General features: G+C 69.9%; 19 protein-coding genes. 6 read left to right on the forward strand and 13 right to left on the reverse strand.

Annotated elements, in window-relative coordinates; all coding sequences use genetic code 11:
- Positions 1 to 260: 260 nt before the first annotated feature.
- From ACWDU4_RS12590 to ACWDU4_RS12605, 4 genes are all read right to left on the reverse strand, one after another.
- Positions 261 to 5,270, reverse strand: a complete 5,010-nt coding sequence (locus ACWDU4_RS12590; RefSeq protein ID WP_450114240.1) for a putative T7SS-secreted protein — start codon at positions 5,268 to 5,270, stop codon at positions 261 to 263.
- Positions 5,267 to 5,803, reverse strand: coding sequence for a hypothetical protein (locus ACWDU4_RS12595; protein WP_450114241.1), 537 nt, complete (start codon positions 5,801 to 5,803; stop codon positions 5,267 to 5,269). Before ACWDU4_RS12595 ends, ACWDU4_RS12590 begins: the two co-directional genes overlap by 4 nt.
- Positions 5,800 to 6,177, reverse strand: a complete 378-nt coding sequence (locus ACWDU4_RS12600) for an SseB family protein (RefSeq protein ID WP_450114242.1) — start codon at positions 6,175 to 6,177, stop codon at positions 5,800 to 5,802. The genes ACWDU4_RS12595 and ACWDU4_RS12600 overlap by 4 nt, the downstream gene beginning before the upstream one ends.
- 70 nt (positions 6,178 to 6,247) lie before the next feature.
- Positions 6,248 to 6,871 (reverse strand): GntR family transcriptional regulator, encoded by a 624-nt coding sequence (locus ACWDU4_RS12605; RefSeq protein ID WP_450114243.1) that lies wholly within the window; start codon positions 6,869 to 6,871, stop codon positions 6,248 to 6,250.
- A gap of 190 nt (positions 6,872 to 7,061) precedes the next feature.
- Here ACWDU4_RS12605 and ACWDU4_RS12610 point away from each other — a divergent pair, with 190 nt between their 5' ends.
- From ACWDU4_RS12610 to ACWDU4_RS12630, 5 genes are read left to right on the forward strand one after another with little or no spacing between them, the layout of a single operon-like run.
- Positions 7,062 to 7,907, forward strand: a complete 846-nt coding sequence (locus tag ACWDU4_RS12610) for an ABC transporter permease subunit (RefSeq protein WP_450114244.1) — start codon at positions 7,062 to 7,064, stop codon at positions 7,905 to 7,907.
- Entirely contained in the window at positions 7,907 to 8,662 is a 756-nt protein-coding gene (locus ACWDU4_RS12615) for an ABC transporter ATP-binding protein (protein WP_450114245.1), read from the forward strand. The genes ACWDU4_RS12610 and ACWDU4_RS12615 overlap by 1 nt, the downstream gene beginning before the upstream one ends.
- A gap of 26 nt (positions 8,663 to 8,688) precedes the next feature.
- Positions 8,689 to 9,768: an NrtA/SsuA/CpmA family ABC transporter substrate-binding protein gene (locus ACWDU4_RS12620; protein ID WP_450114246.1), complete on the forward strand. Its 1,080-nt coding sequence runs from the start codon at positions 8,689 to 8,691 to the stop codon at positions 9,766 to 9,768.
- Between the two features lie 14 nt (positions 9,769 to 9,782).
- Complete coding sequence (locus tag ACWDU4_RS12625) at positions 9,783 to 11,147, forward strand: LLM class flavin-dependent oxidoreductase (RefSeq protein WP_450114247.1); 1,365 nt, start codon at positions 9,783 to 9,785, stop codon at positions 11,145 to 11,147.
- Positions 11,144 to 11,572: an OsmC family protein gene (locus ACWDU4_RS12630; protein WP_450114248.1), complete on the forward strand. Its 429-nt coding sequence runs from the start codon at positions 11,144 to 11,146 to the stop codon at positions 11,570 to 11,572. The genes ACWDU4_RS12625 and ACWDU4_RS12630 overlap by 4 nt, the downstream gene beginning before the upstream one ends.
- 54 nt (positions 11,573 to 11,626) lie before the next feature.
- On the opposite strand, the gene ACWDU4_RS12635 is transcribed toward ACWDU4_RS12630, so the two are convergent.
- The 3 genes from ACWDU4_RS12635 to ACWDU4_RS12645 form a co-directional block, all read right to left on the reverse strand.
- Positions 11,627 to 12,091: a MaoC/PaaZ C-terminal domain-containing protein gene (locus ACWDU4_RS12635; RefSeq protein ID WP_450114249.1), complete on the reverse strand. Its 465-nt coding sequence runs from the start codon at positions 12,089 to 12,091 to the stop codon at positions 11,627 to 11,629.
- Positions 12,092 to 12,136: 45 nt separating this feature from the next.
- Positions 12,137 to 13,285: an acyl-CoA dehydrogenase family protein gene (locus tag ACWDU4_RS12640; RefSeq protein ID WP_450114250.1), complete on the reverse strand. Its 1,149-nt coding sequence runs from the start codon at positions 13,283 to 13,285 to the stop codon at positions 12,137 to 12,139.
- 95 nt (positions 13,286 to 13,380) lie between these two features.
- Positions 13,381 to 13,746, reverse strand: a complete 366-nt coding sequence (locus ACWDU4_RS12645; RefSeq protein WP_450114251.1) for a VOC family protein — start codon at positions 13,744 to 13,746, stop codon at positions 13,381 to 13,383.
- Between the two features lie 73 nt (positions 13,747 to 13,819).
- Between ACWDU4_RS12645 and ACWDU4_RS12650 the strand changes: the two genes are divergently transcribed.
- Positions 13,820 to 14,116: a DUF2470 domain-containing protein gene (locus ACWDU4_RS12650; RefSeq protein WP_450114252.1), complete on the forward strand. Its 297-nt coding sequence runs from the start codon at positions 13,820 to 13,822 to the stop codon at positions 14,114 to 14,116.
- Positions 14,117 to 14,133: 17 nt separating this feature from the next.
- On the opposite strand, the gene ACWDU4_RS12655 is transcribed toward ACWDU4_RS12650, so the two are convergent.
- The 6 genes from ACWDU4_RS12655 to ACWDU4_RS12680 all read right to left on the reverse strand — a co-directional run bounded on the left by ACWDU4_RS12655 (position 14,134) and on the right by ACWDU4_RS12680 (position 20,938).
- Positions 14,134 to 14,898, reverse strand: a complete 765-nt coding sequence (locus ACWDU4_RS12655; RefSeq protein ID WP_450114253.1) for an ABC transporter ATP-binding protein — start codon at positions 14,896 to 14,898, stop codon at positions 14,134 to 14,136.
- The gene (locus ACWDU4_RS12660; protein ID WP_450114254.1) at positions 14,871 to 15,698 is read right to left on the reverse strand and encodes an ABC transporter permease; all 828 of its coding nucleotides are present in this window, start codon (positions 15,696 to 15,698) and stop codon (positions 14,871 to 14,873) included. Before ACWDU4_RS12660 ends, ACWDU4_RS12655 begins: the two co-directional genes overlap by 28 nt.
- Entirely contained in the window at positions 15,695 to 16,729 is a 1,035-nt protein-coding gene (locus ACWDU4_RS12665) for an ABC transporter substrate-binding protein (protein WP_450114255.1), read from the reverse strand. Before ACWDU4_RS12665 ends, ACWDU4_RS12660 begins: the two co-directional genes overlap by 4 nt.
- Before the next feature lie 107 nt (positions 16,730 to 16,836).
- A complete protein-coding gene (locus ACWDU4_RS12670; RefSeq protein ID WP_450114256.1) occupies positions 16,837 to 18,327 on the reverse strand; it encodes an aldehyde dehydrogenase family protein in 1,491 nt (496 codons plus the stop codon).
- Positions 18,324 to 19,943, reverse strand: coding sequence for a GMC family oxidoreductase (locus ACWDU4_RS12675; RefSeq protein WP_450114257.1), 1,620 nt, complete (start codon positions 19,941 to 19,943; stop codon positions 18,324 to 18,326). Before ACWDU4_RS12675 ends, ACWDU4_RS12670 begins: the two co-directional genes overlap by 4 nt.
- 47 nt (positions 19,944 to 19,990) lie before the next feature.
- Positions 19,991 to 20,938 (reverse strand): ABC transporter substrate-binding protein, encoded by a 948-nt coding sequence (locus ACWDU4_RS12680; RefSeq protein WP_450114258.1) that lies wholly within the window; start codon positions 20,936 to 20,938, stop codon positions 19,991 to 19,993.
- Positions 20,939 to 20,948 lie beyond the last annotated feature (10 nt).

Raw genomic sequence — 20,948 nt, forward strand, 5'->3', positions numbered from 1 at the left:
AGCTCCCGCATACCCGGGAAGACTTCGCCCCGCTGATCTGCGCGCCGTAGCCTTCTCTGGAAGGTCGTCACAACTGCACGCCTCTCAATCGCGTGCAGTTCGATACGTCCCGACCGGGTACAACTCTGCAAAATGACACCGAGGCCAGCCGCAATCGACGGCTCCAATCCCAGCCGATCGAGTTGTCGCCGAACATACTCGGCCCCCAACAACCGCGGAAGTGCGCTCATGCCTGATCCTTGCGTCCTGGTCTTGTGCGGTCAGCGTATCTCGGCATTGCGAACCGGCCCCGCAATCAGTACTTCGAACTCGCCAAAGGCATCCGGCGATGGGACCCGAGTGTAGGTTGGGCCATCAACGTTGGGTATCTGCAAGACAACTCCCGGACCGTTTCCGCTGCGCGCGAATTCCTGCGCAATCGACTCGTCGACGGTCCACGAAGTGAAAATGCTGTTGTTGTCACCCTGGTTGTGGAGATGTGGGTCGTGGTGGCCGCCCCATGGCACGGCAACACCGTCGAGCGCATCGGCATGTGCGGGATGTCCGTAGTAGACGCCGCGATAGAGGTACTCATAGGTGCTGGAGTCGAGATACCCCATTCCAGCAACGCCAGCACTCCCACACGCCTCCGGCGTCAGCCCCAGCGGGTCGATCCATCCGGTCGGGTTGTGTGGGTACGCACTGGGATTCGCCGCCGGCGCCAGGCCGAGGGGATCCTGCGTGACGTACCGCCCGAGCGCGGGATCGTAGTAGCGGTGCAGGTTGTAGTGCAGGCCCGACTCGTCGTCGAAGTACTGCCCCGGGAACCGCAACGGCGTGGACTCCCCCTGCCAGATGGTCCGTCCCCACAGGTCCGCCGATGCCGAGCCCACGACCTCGCCCGCGCCGGGGTCGACCAGCTCCACCGGCGAGCCGACGAGGTCGGTGACGATCGCGAAGAACTCGGCATCGACCCGCGACTGTGTCATGGGTGCGAACCCACCCGGCCGATAGGTCCATCGCGTCACCTCACCCGCGACGTCCTGTTCGACGAGTTGGCTTCCGTCCCAGACGAACCGGGTCCGCTCGACCACCGTCCCGTCGTCCGCCACCCGCGACTTGGTGGTGCGGCGGCCGTACGCGTCGTAGGTGTACCGCCAGCGCCGCCCGTCCGGGGTGACCACCTCGACGAGTTGGTCGAACGCGTCGTACCGGTACTGCCAGACATCGGGTTTGCGGGACAGCCTCGTCACCGTCTTGCGCACCAGCCGCCCCGCCGCATCGTGGTGGTAGCGGCTGCGCCCGTCCCGGACGATGAGGTTTCGGCGGTACTCGCGTCGATCGTCGCCCGCCCTGGTGAGGTTCCCCAGTCCGTCGTATCCGTACCGCTCGCTCGGCTGCGCGCCGCGCGTCAGTTCGGTGATCCGCCCGGCGGGGTCCAGTGTGTATTCGGTCTGCAGACGCGCATCGCCCGCCAGTGCCAGGTGCCGGACCAGGTAGCCGTCCGGCCGGTAGTCGTAGGTGTCCTCCCGCAGCATCGCCGGGGCAGCACCCGACCCGCCTCCGAGTCCCAGGTTGAGCGCGGACGCGGGGTGCGCGGTGACGGAGCGTCGGGCGAGCCGACCGGACGCGGTGTGGGTCTGCGCGACCGCGATCTCACCGATCCGCCACCCGGTAGCGGCGCCGCGTGCGTCGTGGGTGAACTCGACCCCACGCCCGTCGACGGTCAGCGCCGACAGTCGTCCCGCCGAATCCCATCGCCACGTCGTCTCGCCGCCGGTCGCGCTCATCCGCCGGGTCCGCCGACCGGCCAGGTCATGCTCGAAGGCCGCGCGGCGTCCGTCCACCGTCTCGCTCACCGCCAGACCGTGTGACGTGTAGTCGAATTCGACGGTGTGCGCGGCACCGTCGGCGGCGAGCGACTCCGCGAGCGTGACCCGTCCGGCGAGATCGTGGACGAAGCGGCGACGCTCGCCGGTGTCGGCGCGCACGTCGGTGAGCCGGCCGATCAGGTCGTACGTGTGGGTGCGGGTGACGCCGGTCGCGGCGGTCACCGTCGCGGGCCGGCCCATCGGGTCCCGGGTGTAGGTGGTCGTGGCTCCGGTGAAGTCGGTCTCGGAGATCAGGCGCCCGGCCGGGTCGTACCGGTAGGTCCAGGTATCGCCGAGCGGGTTGGTGACGGCGGTGAGCCTGCGCTCGGTGTCCCACTCGTACCGGGTGGCCGTGCCGTCCGGCTCTGTGCGCGCGGCGAGTAGATCGAACGGCCCGTACTCGTACCGAGTGATGCCGCCGACCGCGTCCGTGTAGGCGAGCAGGTTGCCTTCCCCGTCGTACGACCAGGTTTCCGTGGCGCCGTCGGGGTCGGTGCGGCTGAGCAGGTGCCCGCTCGGGGACCAGGTCTGGACGGTGGTGGCGCCGGTCGAGTCGACGACGCGGACGGGGCGGCCGAATCCGTCCCGGTCGATCCTGGTGACCGCGCCGGTCGGGTCAATGTCCCCGACCGGCAATCCGGCGGCGTCGCACTCGACGAGGGTGGTGGCGCCGGTCGGATCGGTGACGCGGGCGATCGCACCGGTGCTGTGGTGACCGTACGAGGTTCTGGCACCGGACGGGTCGACGACCGCGACGAGTCTGCCGTGTTCGTCCCACTGCTGCCGGGTGGTGGCGCCGTCCGGATGATGCACGGCCGCCGGCTGTTTCGGTGCGGAGTACTGGACGGTGACGACCGCGCCGTCGGGCCGGGTGATGCGGGCGACGTCCCCGTCTGGCGTGTACGCGTATCCCGTGGTGGCGCCGTCCGGGGTGCGGACGCGCAGCGGCTCGCGCCGACTGTTGTAATCCGTGTGGGTGTGCCCGCCGACAGGACCGATCAGGTCGCGCAACCGCAGATCGGCGTCGAAACCGTGGGTGGTGGCCGCCCCGGTGGAGTCGGTGACGACGGTGACCCGCCCGCTCGGCAGGTCGGTGTACTCGAAGCGGCAGTTCATGATTCCCGCGGTGCCCCGCTGGAGCACGACGCGGCCGTCCTCGTCGTAGGTGTTGTCCATGCGGGTGCCACTGTCGTCGACCCACGCCAGCATCCGGCCGGCCGCGTCGTACTCGTATCGGGTGACGCCCCCTTCCCCGGTCGTCACCGAGGTGAGGTTGCCGCCCGTGTAGCCGAACCGGCGCACTCGCACCGTCTCGTCGCCGTCCACGACGGACAGCGACGTCACTCGGCCCGCCACAGCGGAGACGAGCACCCGGTAGCCACCGGAATGCGAGATCTCCCGCGGCGCCCCGTCCGCGTCGTACCGGAACAGGATGCGGTTGCGATGCCGGTCGGTGATCGCACTGATCGCCAGGTTGCCGAGTGCGGCATCCACCCCGCCCAGTTCGGGATTCGGCGCGAAGTGCCAGGTGATGCGGCGGTCCGGGTCGTGGATCCGGTAGCCGCCGGTCTCGGTGCGGGTGAGCGGCCAGCGCTGCCCGGACGTCGGCAGCACCTCGGCGTCGACCTCGGGGTGCGGGTAGGTGAGCATCACGCCGTCCTCGGCGAGGAACGTGACGCCGTATTCCTCGACCACCACGCGCAGGTCGAGGGTCGCGGACCAGCTCGGCCCGAACCATCGGCCGAATCGATGGTTCGACCGGTGCCGACGTCCCAGGACGAGGGGAAGCACACCGGGGAGCGCGAGATCGGTTTCCGGGAGCAGGAATTCTCCCGTCGCCACATCGACCGGGTCGCCGCCCTCGGTGTTCTGATGTCCCGTGCGGTCGGCTTCGACCCCGTTGTCCGCCGCCGCCTGGTACGCACCACTGTCCGCGTCCGCGAGCTCGTGGGGTGTGGGTGCAGCGTCACCGCCCACCTCGGGCGCACCCGCGCCGCCCGAATCCGGTTGGCGGGTGGCCGGTTCCGTGTCGTGGTCCGGTTGGCCTGCCCCATCGGAGGTGGACTCGGCGGACCCGTGACGTGTCGAGTCGGAGGCCGGGACCTGTTCTCGGTCGGCGGGCGGGTTCGGGTCGCCGCTGTCTGCACGCGGTGACGCCGCTGGATCGGTGTCCGCTGTCGAGTGCATGTCCGCGGGCTCGGTCCGGGGTGCAGCATGGGCTTCCGGGATCTCCGGTCGCGCTGCGTCCGGAATCACTCCGGGCCGATGTACCTCCGGGACGTGCTCCGCGAGCCGCGCCGCATCGGCGATCCCGTCGGTGACGGCCGCGACCCGCTCCGCCCCGCGCACGGCGGCGACGCCCGCACCCCCGACACCACCGGTCGCCACGGTGAGAACCGCGTCGCCGGTGAGGCCGCCGAGCACCTCGAACGGGTTCTCGCGGAAGTCTGTCAGCATTCCCTCGACGATGGCGCCCGGATCCGAGGCGGCGACGAACAGGCCGGCCACCAACGCCGACATGGACTCCGCGTACTCCGCGGGGTGACTGAGGTTGTAGGGGTCGGTCGGGTTGACCTGGCGGACGAACCCCACGATGCCGGAGAACGAAGTGACCAGTCCGGAGACGAAGTTCGCCTCCGCCATCTGCGCCGCGCCCTGCAGGTCCATGACATCCGCGAAAAGGCGTTCGGTGAAGGGAGGTTCGGTCGGCGCGGACTCGGTGGCCGCCGCCAACTGGGAGGCGATCCGGCCGGCGGCGCCGTCACGTTCGGCGCGGGCGCCGCGAAGGATCTCGGTGGCCGCGTCCTTCGCCTCGCTCCACGTGTCGGTGACCTCGCGACCCGCTGTTGCACTCGCGGCCCGAGCCAACTCGGCCTCTCGCCACAGCACCACGGCATCCGCGGCGCGCGCCTGTGCCGCCGCGACGGCGTGCCCCCACGAGGTGAGGCAGTTCCCTGCCGTCGTCATGGCGTCGGATGCCGCGCGCCAGAGTCCCGGCTGCCGGTCGTACACCGAGTCGAACGCATCCGCGGCGCTCCCCGTCCACCCGGCGGTGTCGATCGCGGCGAGGGAGTCGCCCGTCAGTGCGATGCCGGAGGCCATCTCGGCCAGCGTCGAGACGGCCTCGCCGATCGCGGCCGGATCGCCGCGGACGAGTTCTCGGGGGTCGTCGGTCTGGCCGAGTTCGAGTTCGTCGACCGCCCCACCGGTGATGTCGGCGACGCGGTCACCGAGTCCTGTCAGGGTGTCCGCAATCGTGTCCGCACCCAGGTCGCGGGCGAACCGCGCGGCTCTGTCCAGTCCGGAGTCGACCGCCTGGCCGAGGGTTTCGGTACCGGATTCCGCGGTGTCGGTGAGGAAGTCACCGGCGTCATCGATCGTTCCCTTCGCCGCCTCCCAGGTGTCGCTGAGCCAGCTCATTGCGGGCGCCCGGATCCGGGACCCGCATCCGCTCCGGTCACGGCAGATACGGCCGTGGCCCCGTTTGCCCGTATCTCCCGGTGGGCATCGGTGAACGACCCGACGCTGTACTCGGGGTGCAGGACATTGTTGACCGGATTGTCCGCGAGGGTTTCGCCCCAGTCGCGGTCGGCGATCTCCTCGCTGCTGAGGTGTGGGTTACCTGCGATGTCGGTCCACACCGTCTTGAACATGGTCTCGGTGGTCTGCTCCATGTCGTGGTAGCGGCCGGCGTTCAGGTCCAGGGTCTGCGCGATCGAGTTGGCGGCCTGCACCAGATGCCGCACACCCCACGACCAGCGCTCGACGAACTCCTCGAACGCGGCCTGCACGTCGTGCGCGCCCGCTTCCAGCGGCGACAGCGACAGCAGAGAGAAGCCGCGGCCCATCGAGGCGATCTCGCCGATACCGAGGTCGGCGAGGGAACCGGTGATCGCGTTGATGCCCTCGGCCGCCTGGACGAGGACCTGCGGGTCGACCGCGAGTTCGCTCACGACGCCACCCGCTCGAGATCCGGTGGGAACGCCATCGGCGCCGCGCCGGCGGCGTCGATCACGACACCGGTCGGGCGCGGCAGCGCCGGGACGATCTCGTCGAGGAGTCGGCGGCCGAACAGCGCCCGGTACCGCACCGACGCCGCCTCCCGCCGGGCGTGGAGATACGCCGTGTACTCCGCCTCGTCGGTGAACGCGCAGACCCAGTCGACGCCACGAACCGTGCTGATCAGGATGCGGTCGTCGTCGGTGACGGGAAGCAACACCACCGCGGCGCGTAGCGCGGCCGTCAGCAGATCCGGCTGGCCGAACCCCTGCCGGAATGCCTCGATCTCCGCGCGCAGCACCGTACGGCCGTCGTCGTGCTCCCCCACCTGCAATCCCCCCGGATCGTCCCCCGCGTCCCCCGACGCGCCGGGCAAGGATAGCGTGCGGTCGGCGGAGCTAGCGCGACGCCATCGCCGCGATCCGGATGTCGCGGGTGCGTTCCTGGTGCGCGATCATCAGGGTGCGGGCCCGCTCCCCGTCCCCTGCGACGACGGCGGCATGGATCTCGCGATGCTCGGCTTCGATCTGGGTCAGGTTCGACGGCGCCTTCGACTCCTCCGCGTCGTAGACGGCGAGTTGGGCGTCGAGCCGGTCCATCAGCTCGGCGATGGTCGTGTTGTGGGCGGCGATGCGCAGCGCCGCGTGCCATTCGTTGTGCAGCCGTAGCGCCAACGCGGGATCCGGTGCCGCCACGGCGCTCTCGAGCAACCTGCTCAATCGCGCCACGTCGATGTCGGACCGCCGGCCGGCGGCCGAGTGCGCCACCGCGGACTCGAGCGCGATGCGCGCGTCGCAGATCTCGAGGACCTCCTCCTCGCTGCGTTCGCGCACCATGTAGCCGCGGGTCACCTTCGTGACCAACCCCTCGTTCTCCAGGCGGTGCAGCGCCTCGCGGACAGGGGTGCGCGACAGTCCCAGCTCGACGCCCACCGTGGCGGGTACCAGCATCGAACCCGGTGGGCAGTGCCCGCCCGTGATCCGTTCGCGCAGTTGCGTGTACGGCGACACCACGTTCCGCACCGACCCTCCCCATTCCCGTGACGACTGAAACCGAACGGGGCAACGCTTACCAGGGTCGTGAACACAAGTAAATAGTTTGAATCCATGTGTATACATATGTCGTCACATGCGTGCACTCGTATTTATCGTGCTCTCCGCAACACACTGCGAGGAGAACGATGCACACCCCAGCACCCACCACGGTCCGGCCATGACCGACACGACCCTCGCGCCGGTTCAGGCGCCGGAATCGACAACTCCCCCACGGCGCCAACGCCTGCGCCCCCGACCGAGCGGCCGCGCGCTGCTCCCCTGGGTGGTGCCGGTGCTGGTCCTGCTCGGCTGGCAGTGGGCCTCGTCGACGGGTGTGATCTCCGCGGCGATCCTGCCGCCGCCGAGCAAGGTCCTCGACACCGCCGCGAACCTGTGGAGCACCGGAGAACTGCAGACCCACCTGCTGGTGAGCGTCCGCCGGATCGTCCTCGGCTTCGTCATCGGCGCCGCGATCGGGCTGGCCCTCGGGTTCGCCGTCGGGCTCTCCCGGATCGCGGAAGGCCTCGTCGACCGGACGCTGCAGATGCTGCGCGCGCTGCCGCATCTCGCGCTCGTGCCGCTGCTCATCGCGGCGTTCGGCATCGGTGAGGTGCCGAAGGTCGTGCTCGTGACCCTCGGCGTCATCTTCCCCGTGTACCTGAACACCGTCGCAGGCATCCGCACCGTCGACCCGAAGCTCGTGCAACTCGGCCGGTCCTACGGACTCGGACGCGGCGCCCTGATCCGGCAGATCATCGTGCCCGGCGCGATGCCGATGATCCTGACCGGCATCCGCTACGCCCTCGGTGTCGCCTGGCTGACCCTCGTCGTCGCCGAGACCATCGCCACCAGCGAGGGCATCGGCTATCTCGCACAGAACGGCCGCGACCTGCTCCGCAACGACCGCATCGTCCTCGCGATCGTGCTCTACGCGCTCGCCGGCCTGCTCGCGGATCAGCTCATCCGGTTCGTCGAGGCCCGGGTTCTGCGGTGGAACCCGAACTACCAGAAGGGAGATCGCTGATGGGCGGCAACGAGCACCGACGCGCCGCGCCCGAGGACGCCCTCGTCGGCCTGGACCTGCTCGGTGTCGGGCACAGCTACCGCGACAAGAAGGTCCTCGACCGCATCGACCTGTCGATCGCGCCAGGCGAGTTCGTCACGTTCCTCGGCCCGAGCGGCGTCGGCAAGTCCACCCTGCTCCGCATCCTCGCCGAACTGGAGGAGCCCACCGAGGGCCGGGTCGAGCCCACCGTCGACCGGCCCGTCGTCTCCCGCATGATGTTCCAGGAGGACCGCCTGCTGCCGTGGCGCAGCGTCCTCGACAACGTGCAACTGGGCACCCGGGGGCGCCGCAACGAGGCCGCAGCGCTACTCGGCGAGGTCGGCCTGGCCGGACGCGAGAACGACTGGCCCTCCGAGCTTTCCGGCGGACAACGCCAGCGTGTCGCCCTCGCGCGGGCCCTGCTGCACCAGCCCGACGTGCTGCTCCTGGACGAGCCGTTCGGTGCGCTCGACGCGATCACCCGGGTCACCATGCAGCAGCTGCTCGAACGCGTTCTCGCCGAGCACCCCCGGACGGTCCTGCTCGTCACCCACGACGTGGAAGAGGCGCTCGTCCTGTCCGACCGCGTCCTGCTGCTGACCGAGCGCGGCATCACCCGGGACCTGCGGATCGACCAGGCCCGCCCCCGCCATCGCGGCGACGCCCGGCTCGCCGGATGGAAGGAGGAGTTCCTCGACGGGCTCCTCGACGCCGACCGCGCCCTGCACTCCTGACACACCGAAGGAAGGTTCGTTCCCACATGTCCCCCCTGACCACCCCCGCCCTGAACCGGCGCGGCTTCCTCAAGGCCACCGGCGCCGGACTGCTCGGGCTGACGGCCCTCTCGCTGGCGGGTTGCGGCACCGACGCCGCCGCGTCCGAGGGCGGACCCCTCACCGAGGTCCGGTACGCGCTGATCGGCGACGGCAACACCGAGCCCGGCGCGGTACTGCGCAACGGACTCGGCGGATTCGACCTCAGCGCCGACCTCGGCGGGGTGCCCGTGCAGTGGCCGTCCGGCTTCCCGGCGTCACTGCCCGTCATGGAGGCGATCAAGTCCGGCAGCGTCGACTTCTCGTTCGCCACCGCGACCGCCGTGATCTACGCGATCGGCGGCGGGGTGCCGATCGTGCCGCTGGTGGCGTACCCACTGCCGAGCGACGAAGTGGAGGTCCTCGTCCCGCAGGGCTCGACCATCCGGTCGGCCGCGGATCTCAAGGGCCGCAGGGTCGCCGACCACCGCGGCACCACCGGCACCTACAGCCTCGTCAAGTACCTGGAGTCGGCGGGCCTGACGATGGACGACATCGAGTACGTCAACCTCACCGCCGCGGACGCCGAGGCCGCGTTCGCGCAGGGCAAGGTGGACGCCTGGATCACCTGGCAGCCGACCGCCGAGCTGGCCAAGCGCAAGCACAACGCCGCGACCCTGCCCGACGTGAAGACCTACGACTACGCCTTCTTCGTCGCCAGCGAGTCTTTCGCCGACAATCACCCGCAGGCGGCGGCGACGCTGGTCCGCAACGTGCGCGACGCGCAGCGTTGGATCGAGGCGAACCCGGAGGCCGCGGTCGCCGAGTTCACCCGGCTCGGCGGCTTCGCGGGCAGCGAGCTCGAAGCCCAGGTGTACCTCGATCTCGTCAAGACCGGCCGGCTCTCCTATTCCGGTGCGGGACAGTTCACCTCGGTCGGCGCGGACGCGATCACGGGGACTCAGGACCTCGCGGACAACTTCCACCGCCTCGGCATCTACCCCGACCAGGTCGACGTCACCTCGTGGCTGCAGGACCCGCGGTTCGACTCGATCAAGTCCGCCATCGACCAGGAACTCTCGAAGTAGGTATCAGCACCCTCATGTCCGACTCCCAGATGCATCTCGCCGCGTTCATCACCGCAGGCCCCGGACGTCCCGGTGGCTGGCGCTACCCCGCCTCCGTTCCGGGTTGGCTGTCCGCGGACTACTACCAGAACATCGCGCGCACCCTCGAGGACGGCCGGTTCGACCTCGCGTTCTTCGCCGACATCCTGTCCGTCCCCGACCGATTCGGATCGAGCACCGACACGCAGCTGCGCAACGGCGCGCTCGGGTCGATGCGACTCGACCCGCTGCACGTGCTCTCGTCGATGGGCGCCGTCACCGAACACCTCGGCCTGGCCGCCACCGTGTCCACCACGTATGCACAGCCGTTCACCGTCGCCCGCTCGCTCGCCAGCCTCGACCACCTCACCGCGGGACGCGCGGCGTGGAACGTGGTCACCTCCTTCCAGGAGTCCGAGGCCCGCAACTTCAACCGCGACGAACAGTTCCCCCGCGACAAGCGATACGAACGCGCGGACGAGTTCCTCGAGGTCGCCGCGAAGCTGTGGGACAGCTGGGAGGACGACGCCCTGGTGCTCGACACCGAGGCGCCGCTGTTCGCCGACCCCGCCAAGGTGCACGCGATCGACCACAAGGGCGAGTGGTTCACGGTGCAGGGTCCGCTGAACGTGCCCCGGCCTCCGCAGGGCTACCCGGTGGTCATCCAGGCCGGCGCCTCCGCCAAGGGCAAGGACTTCGCAGCCCGCTGGTCCGACGTGATCTTCTGCAGCCACGCCTCGCTCGAATCCGCACAGGCGTTCTACCGGGAGATCAAGGAACGCGCCGCCGCGCACGGCCGCGACCCGCGCCAGGTGAAGATCCTGCCGTCCATCGCCCCGGTCATCGGCGCCACCAACGCCATCGCACAGCAGACGTTCGCGGAGCTGTACGAGCTGGTGCCACCCCTCGGCGGCCTGTCCACCCTCGCCTACCACCTGGACGTCGACCTCTCGACGTTCCCGCTCGACGAACGCCTGCCCGACGTCGAGGTCCCCGGCGTCGAGGGCCACTACCACGAGGTCCGCGAGATCACCGAACGCGAGGGGCTGACCCTGCGCGAGCTCGGCAAGCAGTACGGCGGCCGCGTCGAGGGCGGATTCATCGGCACCGCAACCGAAGTCGCCGACGGCCTCGAGCAGTGGTTCACCGAGGGCGCGTGCGACGGCTTCATGGTGCAGGCCCCCTACCAGCCCGGCGGGTTCGAGGACTTCACCCGCCAGGTCGTCCCCGAACTGCAGAAGAGGGGCCTGTTCCGCACCGAGTACGAGGGCGCAACGCTGCGCGAGAACCTCGGCCTCGACCGGGCGGCCGCCGGCGAGTGGGAGAACCGGATCCCCAAGTCCGCGAGCATCACCGGATGAGCAGCACCACCATCACGCCGCCGAACGTCGCCCGGGTCTCCGGGCACACCATCTCGGGTGTGCCCGGGCGGTTCGTGGTCGACGCCCGGACCAACCATCTGGTCACCGACTCGCGCCTCGGTCCGGGCGAGTCGATCCAGGCCGGCGAGCTCCTGCTGTCCGCGCTCGTGTCCTGCGCGATGGCCAACTTCGAGGCCAACGCGCGGGAGCTCGGACTGCCGGTCACCGGGATCACAGTCGACGCCGAACACGCCCGCGGCAGCGTGGATCCGACGCGCTATGACTTCACCCGGATCACGATCACCGTGCAGGGGGCGGATCGGGCCGCGGCGGACAGCCTCGCGGAGCGGTTCGTCGCAACCTGTCCGATCTACAACACGATTCGGCGCGGCAGCGGGATCGACCTCGCGGTCGCGACGGCCTGAGCCGAGCCCACGTGAACGGATCGTTCGGGACCTCATGCGTCCCGAACGGTCCGTTCACACCGAGGTTCGGTCGCCGGCGGGTCGACGTCGCACGTACGCCTCGGTGACCGCGTCGAGCACCCGGTTCCCGTCGCGGTCCCGCAGCTGCCCGGTCGAGGTCACCAGTCCCCGGCCACGGTCGTCGAGCACGACGTCGTCGATCCGCATCGTCGCGGTGAGTGCGTCACCGGGACGCACCGGACGCCAGAACCGCACGTCCTTGAGTCCCCGGCCACCGATCACGCTCAGGTGCCGGTACGCACCGTCCACCGACAGCCGCTGCAGCACCGCGATGGAGTGGATCCCGCTCGCGATCAGCCCGCCGAAGTAGCCCCGCTCCGCGACGTCCTTGTCGACGTGGAAATCCTGCGGATCCCACGCGGTCGCGAAGTCGACCAGCTCGGTCTCGGTGACGGTGTGCGACCCGAGGTCGATCACCTCGCCGACGGTCAGGTCCTCCGCGTACTTCACATCGCTCATGACCTCGATGCTGCCAGTGGCACGGAGGACCACCACCGGCGGGGACTACAGCGCCTTGGCGATGATGCCCTTCATGATCTCGTTGGCGCCGCCGTAGATCCGTTGGACGCGCGCGTCCTGGTACATCCGCGCGACCAGATACTCACGCATGTAGCCGTATCCGCCGTGCAGCTGGACGCAGCGGTCGATCACCTCGCACTGCTTGTCCGTCAGCCAGTACTTGGCCATCGCGGCCTCGGCAGCGTCGAGCTCGCCGGCCAGGTGCTGCCGGATGCAGTGGTCGAGGAACGTCTCACAGGTACGCGCGATGGTCTGACACTCGGCGAGTTCGAACGCGGTGTTCTGGAGCTCGAACAGGCTGTGCCCGAACGCCTCCCGCTGCTTGGTGTAGGCGACGGTGTCATCCACGGCGCGGCGGGTGGCGCCGACGGCCTGCGCGGCGATGATCAGCCGCTCCTGCACCAGCTGCGTCATCAGCTGACCGAAGCCCTGCCCCTCGCGCTCGCCGAGCAGGTTCGTCACCGGCACCCGCACGTCGGTGAACGACAGTTCGGAGGTGTCCGCGCCGAGCTGACCGACCTTGTCGAGTACCCGCCCGACCGCGAACCCGGGCGTCTCGCGCAGGTCGACGATGAGCATCGAGACGCCCCTGGCGCCTGCCTTCGGGTCGGTCTTGACCGCCATCACGATGACGTCGGCGGACGAGCCGTTGGTGATGAACGTCTTCGACCCGTTGACCACGTACTCGTCGCCGTCCCGGATCGCCGTGGTCTTGATCGCCTTGAGGTCCGAGCCGGCTCCGGGTTCGCTCATGCCGATCGCGCCGAGGATCTCGCCGGTCGCCATACCGGGCAGCCACGCCCGCTTCTGCTCCTCGGTGCCATACGCGAGGATGTAGTGCGGCACGATGCCGCTGTGCACGGAGATGCCGAACGACAGGTCGCCCGCATAGCCTTGGGCCTCGAACACGGCGAGGTCGTGGGCGAAGGTACCGCCACCGCCGCCGTACTCCTCCGGAATCGAGCAGCACAGCAGGCCGAGTTTGCCGGCCTCGAACCACACCTCGCGGTCGATGCGGTGCTGCGCGTCCCACTTCTCGTTGTGCGCGACGATCTCACGTTCGAAGAATCCGCCCGCGAGCTCGGACAGGGCACGAACCTCGTCGTCGTGCCAGGTGGGGACGTACTTCTTCATAGAACAACCGCCTCTTCGGATCCGGGTACACCGGGCGCGCCCATGCGCACCACTATCGGACGCCATGCTAACGATGCATCCGTACTAGCGATCGCTCAGTTGCGGGCACAGAGACAGAAGTGGTGCCCGACGGGATCCCGGAAGACCCGGAAGGTCGGATGGTCCTCGCCGCCCTCGACCAGGTGCGCACCCAGCCCGACGACCCACCGCTCCGAGGCATCCATGTCGTCGACCACGAAGTCGAGGTGCATCTTCACACCCTCCGCAGGCCACGAGATCGGAGTGAAGTCGGGGGCGAGCTGAAACGCCAGGCGGAAGCCGCCCGGCCCCTGCAGGACCGCCCAGTCGTCGTCGGACAGCGTGATCTCCCACCCGAGGACGTCGCGATAGAACTCGGCGAGCACCACCGGGGCCGGACAGTCCAGGACGGTGTAGTCCACCGCGATATCGGGACGCGTCATGGCATCGAGGCTAGGCGGACGAGGCCACTCCCGCTCCCCTCACGAGGTGCGCGGCGCACCGTACCCTGTCGGGATGAGCGACTTCGACGACGCGGTCATCGCCGCGGTCACCGGCCACATGAACGGCGACCACTCCGCCGACAATCTCGCGATTGTCCGTGCATTCGCCGAACCCGACGCCACCGCGGCCCACATGACCGGACTCGACACCGAAGCCGGCGAGTGGACGGCGACGGTCGGCGGCACCGAGCGTGCCGTACGGGTGCCGTGGCTCGGAACGGTCACCGACCGGGCGTCGATCCGCACCGAGGTCGTCGCGCTGTACCACGCGGCGTGCGAGCGACTCGGCATCGAGCCGGGCGGGCACTGAGCACTCTCGAGCGCCGGTCACAGCTGGTGTTCGGAGTCCACTCCGAGTGCGTCGAGCAGCACCGCTCGCAGTGCGATCAGATCGGGGTCGGACCGACGCCGGGGTCGCGGCACATCCACGACGTGATCGACGGCGATCGCGCCGTCACCGAGGACCAGGACCCGATCGGCGAGGGCCAGCGCCTCGTCGACATCATGGGTGACCAGCAGTACCGCGGGCCGGTGCAGCAGGCACAGTTTCGCCAGGAACTCGTGCATGCGGATCCGGGTCAGGGCATCCAACGCACCGAACGGCTCGTCGAGAAGCACCAGGCGCGGCTCACGCACCAGCGCTCGCGCCAGCGCCACGCGCTGCGCCTCCCCACCGGAGAGGGTCGCGGGCCACGCATCGGCGCGGCCGGTCAGGCCCACCTCCTCCAGCGCCGTCATCGCCAGCGCCCGATCGGGCCGCCGGCCGAGACCGGTGACGACATTGCGCCACACCGACTTCCAGGGAAACAGGCGCGGCTCCTGGAACACCACCGAGCGGGCGGCCGGCACGGCGACCTCCCCCGTGTAGTCGGTGTCGAGGCCCGCGAGGACGCGCAGCAGCGTCGACTTGCCGCCCCCGCTGCGCCCCAGCAGCGCCACGATCTCGTCGGGCCGGATCTCGAGATCGACGCCGCCGAGCACCGCACGCTCCCCGAAGCTCTTGCGCAACCCGCGCACCCGCACCGCCGGGCCGTCGGCCCTCGACTCCGGGGCCGTCTTCGCGCTCACGCTCCCGCGAACGTCCGCTGCCATCGCAACACCCTCCTTTCGATCAGGCTCACCAGCTGGTCGGATGCCAGTCCGAGGAATCCGTAGATCACCAGGCCCAGCACGATGATGTCGTTGCGGAAGTACTGCTGCGCCTCGGTCATCATGAAGCCCAGCCCGGAACGCGCGTTGAGCTGCTCGGTGACGACCAGCACCAGCCAGGACACGCTCAGCGAGAACCGGAAGCCCGTGAAGAAGGACGGCAACGCCGACGGCGTGACGACCTGACGGATCAGTTCCCACCGGTTGAGGCCGAGGACCGCGGCGGCCTCGACCAGCTTCGCATCGATCGAGCGAATCCCCTTGAACGTGTTGAGGTACACGGGAAAGAACGTGGCGTAGGCGATGAGGATCAGCTTGGGAGCCTCGTCGACGCCGAACCACAGGATGAACAGGGGAATCAGGGCCAGTGCGGGCAGCGGCCGCAGCATCTGCAGTGTGGTGTCGAGCAGGTCCTCCCCGGTGCGCCACAGGCCGGACAGCAGCGCGGCGCCGACGCCGAACACCGTGCCGATCGTCAGCCCGACCAGCGCCCGCGCGACGGAGGTGGCCAGGTTGGACTGCAGATCGCCGCTGGCGAGCAACTCACCAGCGGTCGTGACGACGCTGGAGGGTGCCGCGAGCAGGCGCGTGTCGATCAGCCCGGTCCGTGCGGCGAGCTCCCACAGTGCGAGCAGCACCACGGGAACGATGCTGCGGCGCAACCACTGTGGCACCACCGGCGGAGTGGGGGTGACCGAGATCGACAGCCGTGGGGCGCCGATCTCGCTGGTCGCCTCGCTCACTGCCGGGCCGCCTCGACGACGTCGTCGTAGCGATCGTCGACGATGTCGGAGATCGTGACCTGGGCGTCGGTGAGACCGAACTCGCGCGTGAGGTCGGCCTCGGCCTGCAGCCGCTGCACCACGTCGGCGGTCAGCGGGAAGTACTCGAGTGGCAGTTCGGCCTGTACCGCTGCGAGCGCGGTCGCCGCGGGCAGCTTGGTGACCTCGGCCTGGACCTTCGCGTAGGCGTCCTTGTCGGTGTTGGTCCACACCTGATTGCGGATGAGCCTCGACTGGAAGTCCGCGATGGCCGCGTTGAGCTTCGGATCACCGAGGGACTTGTTGTTGGCGGTGGTCACCAGGAAGTTGTCGGTGTGCTCGGACGACCACGCGATCACCTTGCCGCCGGCCTCCTGCACCCGCGTGAAGCTCGCGCCGCCGCCTGCCCACGCGTCGACCTGTCCGCTGAGCAGTGCACCCAGCCCCGCCGCACTGTCGAGGAACACCGGATCGACCTCGTCGATACCGATTCCGCTGTCCTTCAACGTCTTGGCCAGGAAGTAGTGCGGTGACGAGGCCTTCGCCGGTGAGACCGCGATCCGCTTGCCGACGAGGTCGGCGGGCGAGGTGATGTCGAGTCCGGGCCGGGTGGCCAGCCAGAAGGTGCCGTGGTTCTCGGGATGGTCGGTGGGGTTCTTGCCCGCGATCCCGACGATCTTGAACGGCACCGCACCCGCGGCCGCCGAGAACAGGGCGGGGTCGACGCCCTGCACGGACACGTTGACCGCGTCGGATCCGAGGGCCTGGAACATCGGGGCGCCGCCGCCGATCTTCTTCCATTCCACCGTGTACGGGATGCCGTCGAGGGCACCGGACGCCTCGAAGTACTGCCGGGTGAAGCCGCCGATCTCGCCGACGTTGAGTGTGACGCCGGACATGTCGACGCCGGCCGTCTCCGGTTTGGCGGCCGCGCCACCGGCCGTGTCGGAGGAACCGGAGTTGCCGCAGGCGGCGATCGTCGTCGCGGCGAGGACGGCGGCCAGAGCCGCCACGGGGCGTCGGAGGAGGGAACGCGCACGCATGTGGGGAGGTGCCTTTCTGCTCCGCGCCCGGTGCGGGCGCGGTTGGGGGGTCGAACGTGGTGGGGTGGGGTGGCCGTTCAGGTGGGTATCTGCACGGTGACGGATTTGAGTTCGGTGTAGGAGTGGAGCCACTCGTCGCCGCCGTCGCGACCGAGCCCGGACTGCTTGAATCCGCCACTCGCCGCGACGGCGCCGCCGGGCCCGAATCGGTTGACCCAGACCGAGCCGGCGTCCAGTCGGGCCGCCACGCGGTGTGCCCTCGCGAGGTTGTCGGTCCAGATCGAGGCGGCCAGGCCGTAGACGGTGTCGTTGGCCAACGCGATAGCCTCGTCTTCGGTGTCGAACGGGATCACGGTGAGGACGGGCCCGAAGATCTCGTCCTGCGCCACGCGCGAGGAGTTGTCGACACCGGTCAGCACCGTGGGGCGCACGAAGTACCCGGGGCCGTCGACGACACCGCCGTCGAGAGCGAAACCGGCGCCCGCGGTTCGCGCCAGGGCCAGGTAGTCGGCGACCCGGTTCCGCTGACGGGCCGAGATGAGCGGCCCGAGGTCGACGCCGTCGACGAATCCGTTGCCGATCACCAGGTTCCGCGACCCGTCGACGACGGCGTCGACCACCCGGTCGTGCACCGTCCGTTCCACGAGCAGCCGGGTGCCCGCGAAGCAGATCTGACCGGAGTTCGTCCAGACGGCTCGCTGGGCGGCGAGCGCCGCAGCGTCCAGGTCGGCGTCAGCGAACACGATGTTGGGTGACTTCCCGCCGAGTTCCAGCGAGACCCGCTTCACGGATGTCGCGGCGCGGGCCAGGATCTCCTTGCCGACGCCGGTGGACCCGGTGAAGCTCACCTTGTTCACCAGAGGATGCTCGACCAGGGGGACACCGACACCCGGCCCGCTGCCGGTGACCACACCCAGCGCCCCGGCGGGCAGCCCGGCCTCGCGGCCGAGTTCCGCCAGCCGAAGCGCGGTGAGCGGGGTGTCCTCGGCGGGCTTGAGGACGACGGTGTTGCCGGCCGCGAGGGCGGGTGCCAGCTTGTTGACCGCCATGATCAGCGGCACGTTCCAGGGCGTGATCGCGGCGACCACCCCCACGGGTTGCCGCACGCTGTAGGACAACACGTCGGACTGTCCGGGGTTGACTCGTCCCGCGATCCGCTCCGGCCATCCCGCAAATTCGGCGAGGATTGCCGAGGATCCGTGCGCCCAGCCACGCGTCAGCGCCAGCGGCGCACCGTTTTCCAGCGTCTCGAGTTCCGCCAGCACCTGCGAGTCCGCGGCGACGAGGTCACTCCAGCGTCGCAACACCGCAGCGCGCCGGGCGGGTGCCAGGCCCCGCCACCGGTCGTCGCGATGTGCCGCCGCCGCGGCGGCGACCGCGTTCTCGACGTCGGCGCCGGTGCCCTCGGCGACGCGGGCGATTTCCTGTTCGGTGGCCGGGTCGACGACGGCCCGGGTGCCTCCGTCGGACGCCGCTGCCTGCGTGTCGTCGACGAAGTGCCCGTGGGTCCGTCCCAGGAACTCGACCGTCGCGGGCGCGAGCCGGGCGTGGACGGTGTCGACGCTCATGCGAACGCCTCCTCTCGACGCGTGTTTCTTCCCTGCAGGAGATCGATGCCGCGGTGCGCGATCACCGCAGTCGGCGCCATCGTGTGTCCGCGGGTGACGGTCGGAATCGCGGACGCGTCGAGCACCCGCAACCCGTCCACGCCCCGTACCCGCAGGTCGCCAGTCAGCACGGCAGCGGGATCACCGTCGCGTCCGATCCGCGCGGTTCCGACCGGATGGAAGATCGTCGACGCGTGTGCCCGCACGAACTCCGCCACCTCGACGTCGGTCGCATCGCCGCGGAACCCGGGATGCACCGGCTCGCCGACGGTGCCGCGCAATGCATCACTGTCGACCAGACGCCGGGCGATCCGGAACCCGCGCACCAGCGTCGCCAGGTCGCCGGCGTCGGGGTCGGTGAGGTAGCCGGGATCGATGCGCGGCGCGTCCGCGGGATCCGCGGACGCGAGCGAGATCGATCCACGGCTGTCCGGTTGCAGCAGAACCCATCCCACTCCGAAGCCGTCGACCCGGCGACCGGCATAGCCGGTCACCGAGGTCGTCAGGATGAACTCGAGGTCGGGTGCCGCCAGCCCTGTGCGGGAGCGGGCGAATCCGATCGAACCGGTGGTCGCGAGGGAGCCGGTTCCGTCAGCGCGCCACTGCGCGAGGGCACGCCGGTGCGTCTCGGCGGTGGCAGCGCTCGCCTGACCGTCGGCGAGGTACGCGCCCGTCCAGACGACCAGGTGGTCGTGCAGGTTCGCGCCGACTCCGGGAAGGTCGGCCACCACGTCGATGCCCCAGCGGGCCAGATCCCCGGTGGGACCGATGCCGGAGAGCAGCAGCAAGTGCGGGGTGCCGATCGCGCCGGCCGCGAGCAGCACGGTGTCGGCGGCCAGCACCGTCGACTGCGCACCGACGGTCGCGGCGACTCCCACCGCGCGGGTGCCGTCGAACAGCACCCGATCGACGCGCACACCGGTACGCACGGTCAGATTCGTTCGTGCTCGGACCTTTTCGTCGAGGTAGGCATCGGCAAAACTGACCCGGCGCGCGCGACGGGTGGTGCTGTGGCCGAGATCGACGCCCTCGGGATCCGGCCCGTTGACGTCCGTCCTCGGGAAACCGGACTCCTCGGCGGCCCGGATCAACAGCTCGGCCCGCGGCTCCGAGTGTTCGCGTCGCTCGATCGGCAGCGGGCCACCGACTCCGCGCCACGGCGCGGCGCCGTGAGCACTGTCCTCGATCGCGCGGAACGCCGCGAGGGCGGCGTCGTTGTTCCAGCCGTCCGCGTGTGTTTCCCAGCTGTCGTAGTCGGCTCGGTGCCCCCGCACCCATGCCTGCACGTTGACCGCGGACGACCCACCGACGACGCGTCCCCGCGGCCACGGCACCGCTCGGCCGTCGAGCCCACCCTGCGGCGCCGTCGTGAAGTTCCAGTCCAGGGGGCCTCCCCACAGGGTGTGCGCGAGGGCGGGCACCCGCACCGCCTCGTTTCCCGGCAGCGTGTCGTCCGGGAACTCCGGGCCGGCCTCGAGCGCGAGGACGCGCACGTCAGGATCCTCGGTGAGCCGGGCCGCCGCCAGTGCCCCGGCGACGCCCAGTCCCACGATCAGGTAGTCGTACTCCTCAGCCATCGATCTCGTCCCCTTCTGTTCGATCCGCAGCATTCGATCCGCACGGTTCAGACCGCGACATCCGAACGGCTCCCCGCGACCACGTTGCCGATCCACGGCAGGACCGCGTCGCGCACGGTGACCCGCCGCGGCAGCAGACCGTTGGCGTGCAGCAGGTCCGCGGCGCGCTGCTGCTCGTCGAGGAAGTCCTCGGTGACCGGGCGGATCCCGAAGGGGCGTCCCCGCAGCGCCTCCTCCCATCGATCCAGATCGGCTGTTCCCCCACGCCTTTCGGCGTCATCGACGAAGAAGCGCGCGGCCTCGCGAGGGTCGGCGACGATCCGCGCATCCGACTCCTGCAGGGCCGCGACGATCGCCTCGAGCTCCGGGCGGTGGTTCTCCGCGAACTCGCGCCGGACGAACCACAGCGACGGGTGACTGAAGAGACCGTCGGTGTCGACGAGAGTGTGCAGCCGCGCCGCGGCCTCGACCTCCGCAAGGCGCGGGTATGCACCCACCCACGCGTCCAGGTCGCCGCGCAGCAACGCCGCGCCGCCGTCGTTCACGTCGACGTCGACCGGCACGATGTCGGACCAGCTCAAACCCTCCCGGTCGAGGGCGAGCAGGGCGAGCGTGGTCTGCCACGAGCCGTGTGCAACGCCGACCCGCTTGCCGCGCAGGTCCGCGACGGTACGAACACCGGGGTCCGCGAGGCTCACCAGCCTCCCGTTCTCGACGCGGGGACCGGAGATGCCGACGTAGACGAGATCCCGGTTCTGTCCCAGCGCGGTGATGGGCGGGGTGAAGCCGGTTCCGATGAAGTCGTAGCCACCGGCTTCGAAGAGCCAGTCCGAGTGCAGGGTCGGCAGTGCCGTCCGCGGATCGACCGCGGGCCCGGCCGGCAGCGCGCGCAGATCCACCCACTCGACATCGGGGAGGCGGGATTCGAGCAGGCCGGTGTGGCGCAGCACGAACAGCGAGTTGTTGTTCGGGAAGTACCCGACACGAATCGTCATGAAAAGCTCC

This window comes from Rhodococcus sp. NPDC003348 (genome assembly GCF_053589375.1).